General features: G+C 68.5%; 3 protein-coding genes. All 3 read right to left on the bottom strand.

What is annotated here, in order from left to right:
* Nucleotides 1-215 precede the first annotated feature (215 nt).
* A complete protein-coding gene (gene rpoH, locus NR101_RS10770) occupies nucleotides 216-1,091 on the bottom strand; it encodes an RNA polymerase sigma factor RpoH (RefSeq protein WP_038685839.1) in 876 nt (291 codons plus the stop codon).
* Between the two features lie 939 nt (nucleotides 1,092-2,030).
* Complete coding sequence (locus NR101_RS10765; RefSeq protein WP_256776675.1) at nucleotides 2,031-5,717, bottom strand: TonB-dependent receptor; 3,687 nt, start codon at nucleotides 5,715-5,717, stop codon at nucleotides 2,031-2,033.
* 3 nt (nucleotides 5,718-5,720) lie between these two features.
* Nucleotides 5,721-18,038, bottom strand: coding sequence for an Ig-like domain-containing protein (locus NR101_RS10760; protein ID WP_256776676.1), 12,318 nt, complete (start codon nucleotides 18,036-18,038; stop codon nucleotides 5,721-5,723).
* Nucleotides 18,039-18,045: the final 7 nt, after the last annotated feature.

Below are 18,045 nucleotides of genomic sequence, written 5' to 3'. Positions count from 1 at the left end.
AGGCATTCCCGTCACGCGGCCACGAGTACCAAGACGATTGGAATGCCGGAGCAGTCAGTCGGGTTTCTCTATCGTTAGAAGGCTGCTTCGAATTCGGCTAAGCAAAAAAAATCCGATGCCAGAGAACTGGCATCGGATCGTGAATCACATCAGCGAACGTGACATGTATTATCACGTTGCTGAAATTATTTAACGTTAGTCAACGACTCAGTCACTCAAGCGGTAAACAGCGCCTTCATCTTCTTCAGCGCGTTCGCTTCGACCTGGCGGATGCGTTCGGCCGACACGCCGTACTCGTCGGCCAGCTCCTGCAGCGTCACCTTGCTGTCCGCGTCCAGCCAGCGGCGGCGGATGATGTCGCGCGAGCGCGCATCCAGTTCGGCCATGCCTTCGCGCAGCAGCTGCAGCTTGTTGTCTTCGCTGTCGGCGCGCTCGTAGGCCATCGACGGATCTTCCGCGTCGGCCACCAGGTAGGCGGCCGGCGACGGCGGCGCGTTTTCGTTGTCTTCATCGCTGGGCGCGTCGAAACCGATATCGCGACCGGACAGGCGCGATTCCATTTCCAGCACTTCGCGCTCGGAGACGTTCAGGTCCTTGGCCACCGCGCGTACTTCGGCCGCGTTCATCCAGCCCAGGCGGGTCTTGGACTTGCGCAGGTTGAAGAACAGCTTGCGCTGCGCCTTGGTGGTGGCGACCTTGACGATGCGCCAGTTCTTGAGGATGAACTCGTGCATTTCCGCACGGATCCAGTGCACCGCGAACGACACCAGGCGCACGCCCATGTCCGGGTCGAAACGCTTCACGGCCTTCATCAGGCCGATGTTGCCTTCCTGGATGAGGTCGCCCAGCGCAAGGCCGTAGCCGTTGTAGCCACGGGCCACGTGCACTACGAAGCGCAGGTGGGAATGGACCAGTTCGCGCGCGGCGTCCAGATCCAGCTCGTCGCGGAAGCGACGGGCCAGATCCTGCTCGTCATCGACCGACAGCACCGGGATCTGGTGCACGGCACCGATGTAGGCGTCCAGCGAACCGAGCGCACTGGGAATCGGGAGATTGTTTGCCACAAGGGCAGTAGAGGTGTTCTGGCTCATAGCACTCATCTTAGCAGTCCGGCATTTGGACTGCTAAAGGGGAAAGAAGTTCCAGCGTTCTGTTAATGGGACGCTGGCACCGATCACTCGTCTAACGTACCGCGAAATGATGACACTGGCGAGAGGGGGTGGATTGGGAAAACAATCCTTTTAAATCAATAGCTTGATCTGTTTAATGAGACGATGGAGCGTGTTTTCTGGCTGAACGGGCTCGCCGCCGTCGCCCATTCAGCCGGAAAAGGTTGCCCGATGTTCAGGCACGCCGCCTCCGAAGGCCCGAGGCGATGCAGTCTTGGTCGGTGGCCCAGCCGGGCATGGCCCGGCTCTACCAACAGCGAACCGAAGCCGACCGCCGAAGCCGCCATCTCCGGTAGTGCCACGCCATGCGTGGCAGGCCAGGCAATGCCGAAGATGGATACGTGGCAGGCCAGACAATCCCGAAGCCACATGCATGGCAAGCCGGCCAACGCCGGGTGGGTCGGTAGCCCAGCCCGGCATGGCCGGATCCACACCCCAACGTGATTGACCGAGGCATGGTGGTTCGGTGGCCCCAGCCGGGCATGGCCCGGCTCTACCAACAGCGAACCGAAGCCGACCGCCGAAGCCCCCAGCCGGGCATGGCCCGGCTCTACCAACAGCGAACCGAACCGACCGCCGAAGCCGCCATCTCCGGTAGTGCCACGCCATGCGTGGCAGGCCAGTCAATGCCGAAGATGGATGCGTGGCAGGCCAGTCAATGCCGAAGATGGATGCGTGGCAGGCCAGAGAAGGACGAAGCCACCTGGCATGGCAAGTCAGCCAACGCCAGGTGGGTCAGAAGCCCAGCCCGGCATGGCCGGATCCACACCCCAACGTGATTGACCGAGGCATGGTGGGTCGGCGGCCCAGCCGGGCATGGCCCGGCTCTACCAACAGCCCAGCGAAGACCACCACCGACGCCTAGTAATACCCCGCCATATTCAAGAAGAACCCCTTCTGGTCATACCGCAGCTCGGTCATGTCATCGCTGAACTCGGTGAAGTTGTAGCCCACTCCGACCTTGAAGTTCTCCCCTACCCGTCGATCCAGCCCCACCAGCCAGCCCTTGCGCACGCCACCGTCGCGCACCTTCAACCAGCGGTGTTCGGCCAACCCTTCCCACTTCTCGAACAGGCGATAGCGCAGCTGCAGGGCGGCGAAGTCGGCGCGGCTGTCCAGCCAGGCGCCCTCGCCGCGACCGGTGCGGTAGTCGCCCCAGCGCGAGGCCAGCTTGCCGGCCAGTTCCCAGCGCGCGCCGAGCTGGCGAATGCCTTCCAGCGACAGCACCTGCGAACGCTGGTCATACAGGTTGCCACCTTCCTGGCCCAGCGAGGCCACGTCGTAGAGATAGGTGAACTTGCCGAAGCCCGCCCAGCCGGTGCTGTCGTGCGGACGCCAGGCGAAGCCCACGTTGGTTTCCACCAGCTTGGCATCGGCCAGCGGATTGATGCGGTCGTCGGTGTCGGCATAGTTGGCCCGCAGCGCGAAACGCCAGTCTTCGTTGAGCTTGTACAGCAGGCGGTTGGTGGTCACCCACTGCTCGCGCTGCTCGGCACCGCTGTCGCGGCGGTACTCCAGCTTGCTGCTCCACTGCGCCACCGCATCGGTACGCCCGCCACTGACGCTGTAGGCGCGGCGGTCGATACGGCCGACGGTTGAATCCAGTTCGCCATCCATGACGGTGAAGCCCAGGTTCCAGCCCTGCGCGGGATAGAAGTCCATGCCGAAGGTGTGCACCAGCCCGGCGTTGTCTTGGCGGCGATCCTTGAGGTACTGGCTTTCGTTGTAGACGTTGACCTGGTTGCTCAACCGCCAGCGCTGGCCCAGCGTCCAGCCACTCTGCAGGCCGGTGTCGAACAACGGATCGGTGCCGGTGCGATCGGTGCTGTAGCTGTAGCTGCCGTACAGGCTGTGGTCCGGGGCCATGCGGTATTCGCCATCGACCTTGGCGCCATGGCCGCGGCTGCCGCCGCTCACTTCCGCGCCGACGCTGCTGCGATCACCGAACAGATAACGCGCACCGAGGGTGAGCAGGTCGTTCTTCTCGTACGCGCCGCCGTCGTCATCCAGGGTCACCTGGCCGGTGCCGTACAGCTCCCATGACGAGCCGAAGCGCTGCCGATACCCGATCGCCGCCAGCAGCGCGGACACGTCCTGCCGTTCCTGCTCTTCGCGCACGCGGCGCAGTTCGCCGGTGAGCTGGCCGTCGTTGCCCAGCCGCCACTCGGCGGTGAGCTGGCTCTGCTCCAGCGCAAGGTCACCCTGCTCGGTACGGGTATGCCGGCCATACAGGCTGAGATCGTCGGTGAGGTAGCCGAGGAATTCCGCACCGTATTCCTGGATCGGCTGGCCGGTGTCCTGGCGGGCTACCGAGAAGCCGGCATCCACGTCGCGCCACCACGCGCCCACGCTCCAGTCGCGGGCGGTCCAGCCCAGTTCGCGCAGGTTGGCGCGCGCTTCCACCGCGCTGGCCGTGCCCGAGCGCCGACCTTCGTACGGGTTGCGGCGGATGAAGCTCAGGCCGCCGTTGTCCGAGTAGAACACCGGTGCGGCGGTGGCGTCGGTGCGGGTCTGCTCGACCTTCAGGTAGGTGCCACGCCCGGCCTGCAGGGTCAGGTCGGCGCCCTTGAGGCTGTAGTTCTCACCGCTGCGGTTCTCGTCGATCCAGGTGCCGCCGATCGCCACGTGGTCGCCGATCCACTGCCGCCCGCGCGCACCGTAGGTGACATCGTCGCTGCTGAAGCCCAGCGGCACGTATTCGTAATCCACCAGCAGCAGCTGGTCGTAGCCATCCAGCGGCATGTCGCGGGTGATGCTGCGGACATTCTCGCGGGTGAGCTGGGCCAGCGGGCGGGTCAGGATCAGGCGGCCCTGCAGGTTGTCGATTTCGTAGTCCACGCCTTCCTGCAGGCTGGCGCGGGTTTCGGTGCGGCCGGTGGTACGGTCGCGTACTTCCAGCACCACCTGCTCCGAGCCGGGCAGCACGTCGGTGTGGCGCAGGTAGTAGAGGCTGCCGCCGGTGCCGAGGAACTCGCTGTGGCCCGGCGCGGACTGCGCCTCGGAGCCGAACAGCTTCAGCTGCGAGCGCGCATCACCCAGCGGGGTGGCGGCCAGCGAGCGCCAGTTCAACGCACCGCCGTACAGCGAGCGCACGTACTGGCCATATTCGGTGCCGGTGATGCCGGTGGCGTAGTTGCCCCAAAGCGCCTGGCTCTGGTCCCAGTCCACGCGCAGGTACAGGCGCCCCTGCGTGTCCACGTCGCGGTAGGTGGTGGAATCGTCGCCGTACACCGGGTAATACAGGTCCGGGTCGAGGCGGCGGAACACGTCCTGCGCGTCGGCCTGGGTGAAATCGCGGAACAGGTACTTGAGCTCGCGGTCCTGGGTATCGGCCTGTGCGGTCACCAAGTATTTGCCGCGCATCTTGCCCTTGAGGTAGAACGCCAGCCGCCCCTCGCTGAGGAAGCCGTCGTCGTCGCGATCATCGGCGGCCAGTGGCTGCAGGTTGCCGCTGGCGCTGTTTTTGGAGACGGTGACATCGGCGATGGCGACCAGGAACAGATAGCGACCGGTGACATCCACGTCCAGCTGTCGCCGCGCCGACGGCGCATCGCGCGATTCCACGCTGACGTCGTAGCGATGCTGGCCGACCGGCTCAAGGAACTCGGCGGCGAACTTCTGCTCCAGGTCGACCGGGAAGTCCTGGCCGTTGATGCGCACCCGGCTGTTCGGTTCGAGGTTGCGGCCGTACAGGCGCACGCGCGAGCCGTGGATGGGAATGTTCTGCAGGCGCAGCGTGCTCTGTCCGTAGATGCTGTTGCTCAGCTGCAGGTCCTGCGCACTGTCGCCGTCCAGTGCCTGGCCCAGGGTCTTCTGCACGTTTTCGCGGGTGATCTGCAGGCCACGGTCGAAATCGGCCGGGGTCACCAGCTGGATGCGCTGGATGCGGGTTTCATCGAACGACCCGCCGGCGCCGTAGGCGCGCGCGACGTAGATCAGCTCATCGCCGGTGCGCAGCTTGATGTTGCCCGGCATCTCGCCGTTCCACTCGGCATCGCCGACATAGTCCGACGGCAGCGTGATACGCGCCAGCGGCGTGACCAGGTCGGTATCGGTGCCGCGGTACAGGGTGACCTCCAGTTTCTGGATGAAGGAGGCGTAGTTGTTGTAGCTGTGGAAACGCAGCGGGCGGATCACCCGGCCGTTCTCGAACGGTACCGTCGCTGCCGCCTGCACGCTCAGGCTGGGCGGCACCATGGTGGGATCTTCGGTGGCCCACACCACGCCACCGTTGGGCAGCTCGGCCATGAACTGGCCGCCCGGTGCCGCCACATCGGGCGTGGTCGCTGGCGTCAGCGGCACCGCCTCGGCTGGCGCCGGAGCGAGACGACCGGGCAACGGCAGGACCGGGGCTTCGGCGTCGTCGGCGATGCGCAGCAGCAGGCCGTCGGCGTTGCGGCAGCTCTCCGCGTCGCACTGGATGCTGGCAGGCGGTGATGCCGTTTGCGCCATCGCCGGCGCAAGGGTCAGCAGCACGGCCGCCACACCGGCGCCGGCATGACGAAGCAACAGGGTGCGAAGCGGTGTCTGGCTCAGGGTCATGTCCATGGGTCAGCGGTCCTCCCTGCGGGCAGAATCGGTGTTGGCAGGGAGCTCGGGGGGATCGTCCAGCCGCAGCTGCTGCAGCACGCTGCCGTCAGCGGCCAGCACCTCGATGCGGGTTGCGTGCGCCACCGCAGCCGGCACGCGCGCGGCCAGTGCAACCTGCAGCGCATGGGCGCGTTGGCCGGCCAGTGCTTCCTCACCGCGTGCGGCGGTGAGCAGCAGCCTGCCGCCACCGCGTGCGACCAGCGCCTGAGCGGCGGTGTCCAGCACCGGGGCACGGTCGGCCGCCAGCTGCGCACTCCCCGGCGCGAACAGCGCCTGGCCCAGTTCGATCCGCGCCGGTCGGGGCGTTGCCGTCTGGGACGGTGCCGCCGTGCTCAGCACGCCGTCGGGCATGCGCACGCCGAAGTCGAAGCGCGCCGGCAGCCCGGGGGTGATACGGCGGACCAGCGGGTTGGGCGTGGTGAACATCGCCCCGGCCGGCAGCGTGGACGGATCGACCTTGAGGATGAAGTTGCGCCCACGTGCCTGGCCGCCGAGGATGCCGACCAGGTGGTAGCGACCGAACGCATCGGTTTCCATCAGCAGGCCTTCCACCGCCGCCACGCGCACGCCGGGAATGCCGCGTTCGCCTGCATCCTGGATGCCATTGCCGTTGCGGTCATCGAACACGCTGCCGACGATCAGGCTTTCATCCAGCAGCGGATCGGTGGTGACATCCACCTCGGCCGAGGCGACGTTGCCGATGCTGCGGTTTTCGCCGTCGATGGCGGTGATGCGGTTGGTATGCACGCCGGTGCCGGTGCCCGCGCCAACGCGCAGGTAGTACACCACGGTGGCACGTTCGCCCACCGGCACGTCGATGCCGTCGATGCGCAGCGGCTGCACGCCGCTGGTGCGCGCATCGTTGTCGGCATCCTGCACCGCGAAACCGCCGCTGACGAAAGTGAAGCCAGGCGGGAGCGTATCCAGCAGCGTGGCGCCGTTGGCGTCGACCTCGCCGACGTTGTCGATGGTGACGGTGTAGCGCACAAGGTCGCCGATCTGCGCGCTGCGCTTGGCCGCCACCTTGGTCAGGCGCAGCACGGCCTGCTGGCCGGCCACGGTGACCGCGACGTTGGCCTCGGCGCACAGCGCGGTGGGGATGGACATGTCGCAGACCCGATAGCGGAAGCTGTCGGTACCGGCGAAGTTGGCGGCGGGTGTGTAGATACACAGACCATTGGTGCACTGCACGCTGCCATGCGCCGGCGCGGTGATCACCTGCAGTGAGCTCCGGTCCAGCACCGCGGTGCGGGCGCTGTCGTTGGCCATTACATCGATCGTCACCGGCCCGGATGTCTGCGCGGTCACCGCATCGTCCACCAGGGTCAGCACGTTCGGATCAACGGTGACGGTCACCGTGGCCGAGGCGCACATCGCCGGATCGGCAATATCGCAGACCTGGTAGTCAAAGCCCTGCACGCCGGAGAAATTGGCCAGCGCGGCGAAGCGGATGCGCGCACGCGGCATCACCGTGGCGGTGCCGTACGGCGGCGGCGCGGTGATGGTCACGGTGACGGTATCCGGATCGATCGGGGTGCCATTGACCCGGTCATTGCCCAGCACGTCGATCTCGATCACGCCATCCTGGGGCAGCTGGACGCGGTCATCTTCGGCGTCCACGCCCGGTGCGGCGGCGATGACGGTCACGCTCACGGTCGCGGTGTCGCACACGGTGGGCTGGTTGAGCAGGCAGATCGTGTAGGAGGTGCTGTAGCTGCCAGCGGCCAGGCCGGCGGCGACGTCCACCCAGCCGTCGGCGCTGACGCTCAGCGCGTTGGTGGCCACCGGGGCGAAGCTGACCTGTGCCGGGTCCAGCGGTGCGGTGTTGAACGTATCGTTGGTGAACACGTTCAACAGGCGCGCCTGACCCGCAGGGCCGACCGGGCCGCCGCTGTCGTCCACCGCCAACAGTGCACCGACCGCGCCCTGCACGCGCACGGTCGCAATGGCAGTGGTGCAGTTGGTGGGCACGCCGTTTTCGCACAGCTGGTAGGCCAACTGCACCTGGCCCGGCTGCACGCCGGCGGCGACCATGATCTGGCCCTGGTTGTTCATGGTGTACCCCGGCGTGCTGCCGGTCAGGCTGGCGACCACGCTGCCCACCGGCGGCGGGGAAACGTTGTTGAAGCTGTCGTTGTCCAGCACCGAGCGGGCGATGGTGCCGCCCACCGCCGGGTCCACCGGTGTGCTGGTGAAGTCGTCGTTGACCGCCAGCACCACGTTGGCCGAGCCGGACAGAGTCAGGGTGACGCTGGCATCGCCGCACTGGGTGGCATACGGCGCCGGCAGGCAGACCCGATAGGTGAAGTTCACCGGCCCGGTGGTGCCCGACGGTGGGGTGTAGCGGAAGCTGCCATCGGCGTTGAACACCAGCCCGGCGACCGCACCGCTGGTCAGCGTGTAGAGCGCACCGGCCGGGACGTTGTCGTTGAGCGATACGTTGCCGGTGCCCGGCTGGCCGGCGGGGATCGTGTAGCTGTCGTTCTGCGGTGCCGGGGTGACCACCACGGTGGCGGTGGCCGTAGCGCAGTTGCCCGGCGCGGCGGCTTCGCAGATCTGGTAGGTGAGCGTGGTAGCGCCAGAGGTGACGCCGGTGCCCACGTTGATGGTGCCATCGGAAGTGATGGTGAAGCCGGACGGCGCGCCGACCAGGCTGAGCAGCACGGTGGCCGGTAGCGGCGGGCTGACCCCGTTGAGGCGGTCGTTGGCGAGCACGCTGACGCTGGAGGTCGAGCCGGTTGCCACGCCGGTGAGCACGTCATCGCCGGCTACCAGGGTGCCGTTGTTGATGTTGATGGTCGCCGTGGCGGTGCCGCACACCGCCGCATAAGGTGCGGGCAGGCACGCCTGGTAAGTGAAGCCGACCGGGCTGGGCGTGCCCGCTGGCGGGGTATAGGTGAACGCACCGCTGCTGGTGAAGGCCAGCCCGGTCGGCGCCGTGCCCTGCACCGTATAGACCGCACCGGCCGGCATGCTGTCGTTGCTGGCCACGCTGTTGCTCAGCGTCTGCCCGACCTGCACGTTGAAGGCATCGTTCTGCGGCGCCGGGCTGACGACCACGGTGATGCTGGCGGTATCGCAGTTGGCGGGCGCGGCCGCTTCGCAGATCTGGTAGGTGAGCGGGGTAGCGCCGGAGGTGACGCCGCTGGACACGCTGATGGTGCCGGCCGGGGTGATGCTGAAACCTGCCGGTGCACCGACCAGCGTGAGCAGCACGTCGGCCGGCGCGGGCGGGGACACGCCGTTGAGGCTGTCGTTGGCCAGCACGCTGGCACCGGACGTGGTGCCGGGTGCGACCCCGGTGAGCGTGTCATCGCCGGCCACCAGCAGGCCATTGTTGATGTTGAGGGTGAGGATCGCGCGGCCGCACAGGCTGGCATTCGGCGCCGGCAGGCACACCTGGTAGGCGACGCTGACCGCACCGACCACGCCGGTGGCCGGCGTATAGGTGAACGTGCCGCTGCTGTTGAAGGTCAGTCCTGCCGGCGCGCTGTCCTGCAGGGTGAAGACCGCGCCGGCCGGCGTGTTGTCGTTGGCTGCGACGGTGTTGGACACGGTCTGACCGGCCTGCACGGCGAAGGCGTCGTTCTGCGGTGCCGGGGTGACCACCACGGTGACGCTGGCGGTATCGCAGTTGCTCGGCGCGGCGGCTTCGCAGATCTGGTAGGTCACGGTGGTGGCGCCGGAGGTGACGCCCGCGCCCACGCTGACGGTGCCATCGGGGTTGAGGGTGAAGCCGCCCGGCGCACCGACCAGGGTCAGCAGCACGTCGGCCGCAGCCGGCGGCGATACGCCGTTGAGGCTGTCGTTGGCCAGCACGCTGGCGCCGGTGGTGGCACCCGGCAATACACCCACCAACGTGTCATCCCCGGCACTCAGGGTGCCGTTGTTGATGTTGAGCGTGACCGTGGCGGTGCCGCACAGGTTGTTGTCGGGTGGCGGCAGGCACGCGCGGTAGACGAAGGCGACCGGGCTGGCAGTGCCGACGGGTGGCGTATAGGTGAAGCTGCCATCGGGATTGAACGACAGCCCCGCCGGGGGCATGCCCTGCACGGCCCAGCTCGACCCGGCCGGCATGCTGTCGTTGCTGGCCACGCTGTTGCTCAGCGTCTGCCCGGCCTGCACCGCGAACGCGTCGTTCTGTGGCGTCGGGCTGACGATCACCGTCACCGTGGCGGTAGCGCAGTTGCCCGGCGCGGCGGCTTCGCAGATCTGGTAGGTGAGCGTGGTGGGGCCGGCGCTGACGCCGGTGGGCACACTGATCGTGCCGTTGGGTGTGATCGCAAAGCCACCCGGTGCACCGACCAGGCTCAGCAGCACGCTGCCGGCGGCCGGCGGCGACACGCCGTTGAGGCTGTCGTTGGCGAGCACGCTGGCCGCCGAGGTGGTCCCGGGGGCGACGCCGCTGAGCGTGTCGTTGCCGGCCAGCAGCGTGCCGGTGCCAATGCTGATGGCCACGCTGGCGGTGCCGCACAGCGCCGCGTTCGGTGCCGGCAGGCAGGCCTGGTAAGTGAAGTTGACCGGGCTTGGCGTGCCGGTCGGCGGGGTATAGGTGAATGCACCGCTGCCGGTGAAGGACAGGCCGGCGGGCGCCGTGCCCTGCAACGTGTAGACCGCACCGGCGGGCATGGTGTCGTTGCCGGCCACGCTGTTGCTCAGCGTCTGCCCGGCCTGCACGGTAAAGGCGTCGTTCTGCGGCGTCGGGGTCACGATGACGGTGACGGTGGCGGTATCGCAGTTGGTCGGCGCGGCGGCTTCGCAGATCTGGTAGGTGATCGCGGTGGGCCCGGAGACCACTCCGGTGGCCACGCTGATGGTGCCGGTGGCGGTGATGGCGAAGCCGGCCGGCGCGCCGACCAGGCTGAGCACCACATCGCCCGGCAGCGGCGGACGGGTGCCGTTGAGCGTGTCGTTGGCCAGCACGCTGGCTGCCGAGGTGGTCCCGGCGGCAACGCCGCTGAGGGTGTCATCGACCGCCGCCAGCGTGCCGGCGTTGATGTTGAGGGTGACGCTGGCGACGCCGCACAGCGCCGCGTTCGGGGCCGGCAGGCAGGCCTGGTAGCTGAAGCTCACCGGGCTGGTCGTGCCCACCGCCGGGGTGTAGGTGAAGGTGCCATCGGCGTTGAAGGTCAGCCCCGCCGGGGCGGTGCCCTGCACGGCCCAGCTGGACCCCGCAGGCATGTCGTCATTGGCCGCGACGTTGCCATTGCTGATCGTGCCGCCGGCCTGCACCGAATACGCATCGTTCTGCGGTGTCGGGGTGATCACCAGCGCCACCGTGGCGGTATCGCAGTTGGTCGACGCGGCGGTCTCGCAGATTTGATAGGTGAGCGTGGCCGCCCCTGCGGTCACGCCGGCCGGCACGCTGATCGTGCCATCGGCGGCGATGGCGTAGCCGGTCGGCGCACCGACCAGGGTGAGCTGCACGCTGGCCGGGGCCGGCGGGCTGACGCCGTTGAGCGCATCGTTGCCCAATACGCTCGGCGTGGTGCCACCGGCTGCAATGCCGGTGAAGCTGTCATCGCCGGCGGTCAGCGTGCCCAGGTTGACGTTCAACGTCGCCGTCGCGATGCCACACACACCGGCGTTGGGTGCGGGCAGGCAGGTCTGGTAGGTGAAGGTGACTGCCCCGGTAGTGTTCACCGGCGGGGTATAGGTGAAGGTGCCATTGGGATTGAACAGCAACCCGGCTGGCGGGGTGCCCTGCACCGCCCAGGTCGAGCCGGCGGGCATGCTGTCATTGCCCGCGACGCTGCCGTTGGCGAGGGTGCCGCCGGCCTGCACGGCGAACGCATCGTTCTGCGGCGCGGGCGTGACCACCAGCCGGATCGTGGCCGTGGCGCAGTTGATCGGCGAGGCGGCCTCGCACAGCTGATAGGTCAGCGTGGTGGCACCGGCGATGACCCCGGCCGGCACCTGCACGGTGCCATCGTTGTTGATCACGAAGCCGGCCGGTGCGCCGACCAGCAGCAGCTGCACGCTCGCCGCCGCCGGTGGGGTCACGCCATTGAGCGCATCGTTGGCCAGCACGCTGGGCGTGGCCGAACCGGTGGAGATCGGCGTAGCGAACGTATCGTCATTGGCCACGATGGCGGTGACGGCGATGTTCAACGTTGCGGTGGCCGTGCCGCACACGGTGGTATCCGGTGCCGGCAGGCAGGCCTGGTAGGTGAAGGTGACCGGGCCGATGGTGCCGACCGGCGGGGTGTAGGTGAAGCTGCCGTTGCTGTTGAAGGCCAGCCCCTGTGGCGGCGATGCCACGTTCCAGGTCGAGCCGGCCGGCATGTTGTCGTTGCCGGACACGGTGCCGGTATTGGCTTGTCCGGCCTGCACGGCAATCACATCGTCCACCGGGGCCGGACGCACCACCAGCGCGATGCTGGCGGTATCGCAGTTGTTGGCGGCCGCCGTTTCGCAGAGCTGGTAGGTCAGCGTGATCGCACCGGTGGGCGCGCTGGCGGCCACCGCTACCGTGCCGTTGGGATCGATCGTGAAGCCAGTCGGCGCACCGACCAGCGACAGCGACACATTCGCCGGCGCCGGCGGGCTCACGCCGTTGAGCGCGTCGTTGCCCAGCACGCTGGGCGTGCTGCTGCCGGGTGCGATCGGTCCGAAGCTGTCGTCGTTGGCGACCAGCGTCCCGTTGTTGATGTTCAACGTCACCGTCGCCGTGCCGCAGACCGCCGCATTCGGTGCAGGCAGGCAGGCGCGATAGTCGAAGCTGGCCGGGCTGGTCGTGCCGGCCGGCGGCGTATAGCTGAAGCTGCCATCGCCATTGAGCGTCACCCCGGCCGGCAACGTGCCCTGCACCGTGTAGAGCGCGCCGATCGGCAGGTTGTCGTTGGCGGCGACGCTGCCACTGACGGTCTGCCCGGCCTGCACGGCAAAGGCATCGTTGACCGGTGCCGGGGCGACGATCAGCGCGATGCTGGCGGTATCGCAGTTGGTCGACGCGGCCGCCTCGCAGATCTGGTAGGTGAGCGTGGTCGCACCGGCGGCGGTCCCGGCAGACACGCTCACCGTGCCATCGCCGGCGATGCTGAAGCCGGTCGGCGCGCCGACCAGCGACAGCACCACCTCGGTGGCCAGCGGCGTGGTGCCGTTGAGGGTGTCGTTGCCAAGGACGCTCGGCGAAGGCGCGCCCGGCGCGATCGGCGTGGGGAAGGTGTCATCGACGGCCACCAGCGTGCCGCTGTTGACGTTGAGCGTGGCCGTGGCGGTGGCGCAGACGCCCGCATCCGGCGCCGGCAGGCAGACCTGATAGGTGAAGCTCACCGCGCCGCTGAAGCCGGCCGGCGGCGTATAGGTCAGCGTGCCGTCGGTGGCCAGCACCAGGCCGGTCGGCGCGGTGCCCACCACCTCGAAGCGCGCACCGACCGGTGCGTTGTCGTTGGTGGCCACCGAGCTGTTGAGCACCTGCCCGGCCGGCGTGGACAGCGCGTCGTCCACTGCCGAGGGCGCCACCAGCAGGCGGATCGTGGCGGTGGTGCAGTTGGCCGGTGCCGCTGCTTCGCACAGCTGGTAGATCAGGTTCTTCACCCCGGCCGCGGTACCGGCCGCCACTGTCACCGCGCCTTCGGGGGTGATGCCCAGCCCGGCCGGCGCGCCCTGCAGGGTCAGCAGCACATCGGCCGCCGCCGGCGGGGTGGTGCCGTTGAGCGAATCGTTGGCCAGCACCGAGGGGGTGCTGCCACCGCTGACCGGATTGATCGGGGTACTGCTGAAGTCATCGTTGATCGCCGCGAGCGTGCCGGCGGTGACGTTGAGGGTGGCGCGCGCGGTCGCGCACAGCGCCGCATTCGGTGCCGGCAGGCAGACCTGGTAATCGAAGCCCACCGCGCCGGTGGTGCCGACCGGCGGCACATAGCTGAAGCTGCCCGACGCGCTGAAGGTCAGCCCGGAGGGCGCGGTGCCGGTCACGGTGAACAGTGCGCCGGCGGGCACGTTGTCGTTGTCGCCCACGTTGCCGTTGAGCGCCTGCCCGGCCGCGGTGGAATAGGTGTCGTTGCTCGCCGACGGGGTCACGACCAGGCGGATGGTCGCGCTGGCGCAGTTGCTCGGCAGCACGCTCTGGCAGACCTGGTAGGCCAACACGGTGGCGCCGCCGACCGCACCGGCAGGCACCTGCAGCAGGCCGTTGGCATCCAGCGCGTAGCCCGCCGGCGCACCGACCAGACTCAGGATCACGCTGCTGGCCGCTGGCGGGGTGACGCCATCGAGGGTGTCGTTGAGCAGCACGCTGGTGCCGCTGCTATTGCCGGGCGTGAGCGGGGTGGCGGTGAAATCATCGTCCCGTGCCACCAGGGTGCCGGCGTTGACGTTGATGGTGGCGCTGGCCGTGCTGCACTGGGCGTTGTCCGGCGCAGGCAGGCACACCTGGTAGGTGAAACCGACCGGCCCGGTAACGCCAGCCGGTGGGGTGTACAGGAACGTGCCATCCGGGCCGAACTGCAGGCCCGCCGGAACGGCACCGGTGACACTGAAGACCGCACCGGCCGGCGCATTGTCGTTGCTGCCGACATTGCCGGCCAGCAACTGCCCGGCCGGCGTGGAGAACACGTCGGCGGCTGCCAACGGGGAGACCACCAGGCGGATCTGCGCCGAATCGCAATTGGTCGGCAACGCAGCCTCGCACAGCTGATAGGTCAGCGTGACCGCACCGGCCGGCACGCCGCTGGCGATGGTCAATGTGCCATCGGCCGCCAGGGTGTAGCCCGATGGCGCGCCTACCAGGCTCAGCAGGACGTCGGCCGAGGCCGGCGGCACGCTGCCGTTGAGGCTGTCGTTGTTGAGCACCGATGCGGTGCTGCCGCCCGTGCCGGGATTGATCGGCGTGGCGCGGACGTCATCGTCGTTGGCGACCAGGGTGCCGGCGTTGACGTTGACGGTGACCGAGGCCCCGGCGCACACGCTGGTGTCAGGCGCCGGCAGGCAGGCCTGGTAGGCGAAGGTGACCGCGCCCTGGATGCCCGCCGGCGGCGTGTAGGTGAAGCCACCGGTGGGATTGAACACCAGCCCGGCCGGGGCGGTGCCGCTGAGGCTGAAGGTGGCATTGGCAGGCACGTTGTCGTTGCCGACCACGCTGCCGGTCAGTGCAACACCCACCGGCGTACTGAAGGTGTCGTTGACCGCAACCGGCGCCAGCAGCAGGCGCACCGCCGCCGTAGTGCAGTTGCCGGGCAGCGCGGCTTCGCACAACTGATAGGAGAAATCGACCGCGCCGGCCGCCGCACCGCCGGGTACCGAAATCGTGCCGTTGCTGTTGAGCACATACCCCGCCGGCGCACCGATGAGGGACAGGATCACATCGGCAGGCGCAGGCGGAATCGCGCCATTGAGGGTGTCGTTGCCCAGCACGCTGTTGGTGGTGCCGCCGCTGGCCGGGTTGATGATCGCCGCGCGGAAATCGTCATCGTTGGCCACCAGGGTGCCGGCGTTGACGTTGAGGGTGACCGTGGCGCTATCGCAGACACCCGCCAGCGGCGCGGCCAGGCACGCCTGATAGAGGAACGTGGTGGTACCGGTGTACTGCGCTGGCGGCGTATAGGTGAAGCTGCCATCGGTGTTGAACACCAGGCCCGGCGGCACTGCGCCGGTGGTGGCGAAGGTGGTACCGGCAGCGATGTTGTCATTGACCGCCACAGTGCCGTTGAGCGCTGTAGCGACTTGCGTGGTGAATGCATCGGCCACCGCATCGGGGGCGATCACCACGGCTATGGTCGCGGTGGTGCAGTTGCCGGTGCCGGCCTGGCACAGCTGGTAGGTCAGGCCGACGGGGCCGGCCGGCGCACCGGCGGGCACCTGCAACTGGCCGTCGGGTTCGAGCGTGTAACCGGCCGGCGGTGCATTGATCAACGACAGCGTGGCCTGCGCCGGCAGGATGGCGACGCCGTTGAGGGTGTCGTTGGCCAGCACGCTGGCGGTCAGCCCACCTGCACCGGTCAGCGGCGCGCTGCTGAAGTCATCGTTGCCGGCGACGATCGCGCCGGGGCTGACGTTGATCGTCACCGACGCGGCATCGCAGACCGACGCATCCGGTGCCGGCAGGCACACCTGGTAACGGAAGCTGTCCGGCCCGGTGTAGGCCGCCTGCGCGGTATAGCTGAAGCTGCCATCGGCGTTGACGCCCACGCTGCCGTGCGCGGCCCCGGCCAGCAGGCTGAACTGCGCACCGGCAGACACGTTGTCGTTGCCGGCCACGGTGCCGGTCAACGCGATGCCCGCCGTGGCCGCGAACGTGTCATCGACCGCATCGGGGGCGATCACCAACTGCACATCGGCCGTAGCGCAGTTGCCCGGCGTGGCCTGTTCGCAGAGCTGGTAACTGAAGGTCACCTCGCCGGCCGCCGCGCCGCCCGGAATCACGACCTGTCCAGCGGCGTTGACGGTGTAGCCGGCCGGCGCACCGGTGAGCACCAGGCTGGCCGTGCCTGGCACCACCGCCGCACCGTTGAGGGTGTCATTGGCCAGCAGGCTGGCCGGGCTGGTCGCACCGGGCTGCAGCGGCGTGGCGAAGGTGTCGTTCACCGCGACGATCACGTTGCCCTGTACGTTGACGCTGACCGTGGCGGTATCGCACACGCTGTTGTTCGGTGCCGGCAGACACACCTGGTAGGTGAAGCTGTCCGGCCCGGTGTTGGCGTTGGTGGGGGTGTAGGTGAAGGTGCCATCGGCATTGACCACGGCCGTGCCGCGCGTCGGTGCGATGCCGAGCGTGTAGGTGGAACCGCTGGCGATGGTGTCGTTGCCGGCCAGGCTGCCGGTCGCCGGCTGACCGCCGCCCGGCGTGGTGACCGTGTCGTTCACCGCATCGGGGCTGATGACCAGAGTGGCGGTGGCGGTGGCGCAGTTGGCCGGCAGTACGATCTCGCAGAAGCGGTAGGTCAGCGCCAGAGGACCGGCGGCCGCCGTGGCCGGCACCTGGATCGTGCCGTTGGGGTTGATCGCAACACCGGCCGGCGCACCGACCAGGCTCAGCGTGACCTGCGCGGTGGGCACTGCACCGGCATTGAAGGTGTCGTTGCCGAGCACGCTCGGGGTGACGCCACCGGCGCCGGGCGGGATCGGCGTGGCGAAGGTGTCATCGACCGCGACCAGCGCATTGGCATTGACCACGATCGACGCGGTCGCCGTCGCGCACACGCCACCGTTCGGTGCCGGCAGGCAGACCTGGTACTGGAAGGAGGTTGCCGCGGCGATGCCGCCGGCAGGTGCATAGGCGAAGCTGCCGTCGCTGTTGAGGGTGAGCCCGGCCGGCGGCGTACCGGTCACGCTGAACTGCGCACCGGCCGGTGCATTGTCGTTGCCCGCTACGGTGCCGCTCAACGACGGCGCGCCACCGGTGGCGTTGAAGCTGTCGTTCACCGCCGTGGGACCGATGATGACACTGGCAATGGCGGTGGCGCAGTTGGACGGCGAGGCGTTCTCGCAGATCTGGTAGGTCAGGCTGGTCGCGCCCGCCGTCGCCCCCGCGGGTACCGCAATCACACCGGCGCCGTTGATGGTGAAGCCGGCCGGCGCATTCTGCAGCGCGATGATCAGGTTGGTACCGTTCACCGGCGCGCCGTTGAGCGTGTCGTTGGCCAGCACCGTCGGCGTGTTGCCGCCGGTGGTCGAGGAGATGGGCGTGGCGAAGGTATCGTTGTTGGCCACCAGCGCGTTGGGCTGCACCGGCACCGCCGGCGTGGTGGCGGTGTTGTCGCCCGGGGTCGGATCGGTCGTGCCTGGCGGCAGCACCAGCGCCACGCTGTTGGCCGGCACCGTGGCCGGCGTGGCGGTCGGTGCGGTGGCGTTGACCAGCAGCACCACGCTGTCCCCCACGGCCACGTTGACCTGCACGTTGATCGCGTTGCCGGTGCCGTTGGACTGCGCGCATGACGATGCCGCGGTGGTGCCCTGGCAGGTCCAGCTGACATTGGTGAGCAGCGCGGACACGTTGTCGACCACGCCGACGGCTGACGCTGCCGACGGCCCGGCGTTGTTGACCTGGATGCGGTACTGCACGGCCCCGCCCGCGGCGACCGGGCTGGCGCTGAGCAGCGTCTTGGTCACGCTCAACTGCGCTTGCAGCGCCAGTGCGTTGGTATCGGTGGCGCTGTTGTTGCCCGGCGTGGGATCGGACACATCCGTCGGCGCCGTCACGCTGGCAGTGTTGTTGAGTGGGTTGGGGTAACCCTGGGCCAGCAGCGGCGGCGGCAGCAGCACCATCAACAGGGCCATCGCGCATGCGATGCGGGCCGATGCCCTGCCTGCCCTGCCCTGCTTGCCGGTTGCTGCCATGCGCTCA

The organism is Stenotrophomonas sp. Ste86 (assembly GCF_024519465.1).
Classification (GTDB): Bacteria; Pseudomonadota; Gammaproteobacteria; order Xanthomonadales; family Xanthomonadaceae; genus Stenotrophomonas.
This window is presented reverse-complemented; position numbering and strand designations above follow the sequence as displayed.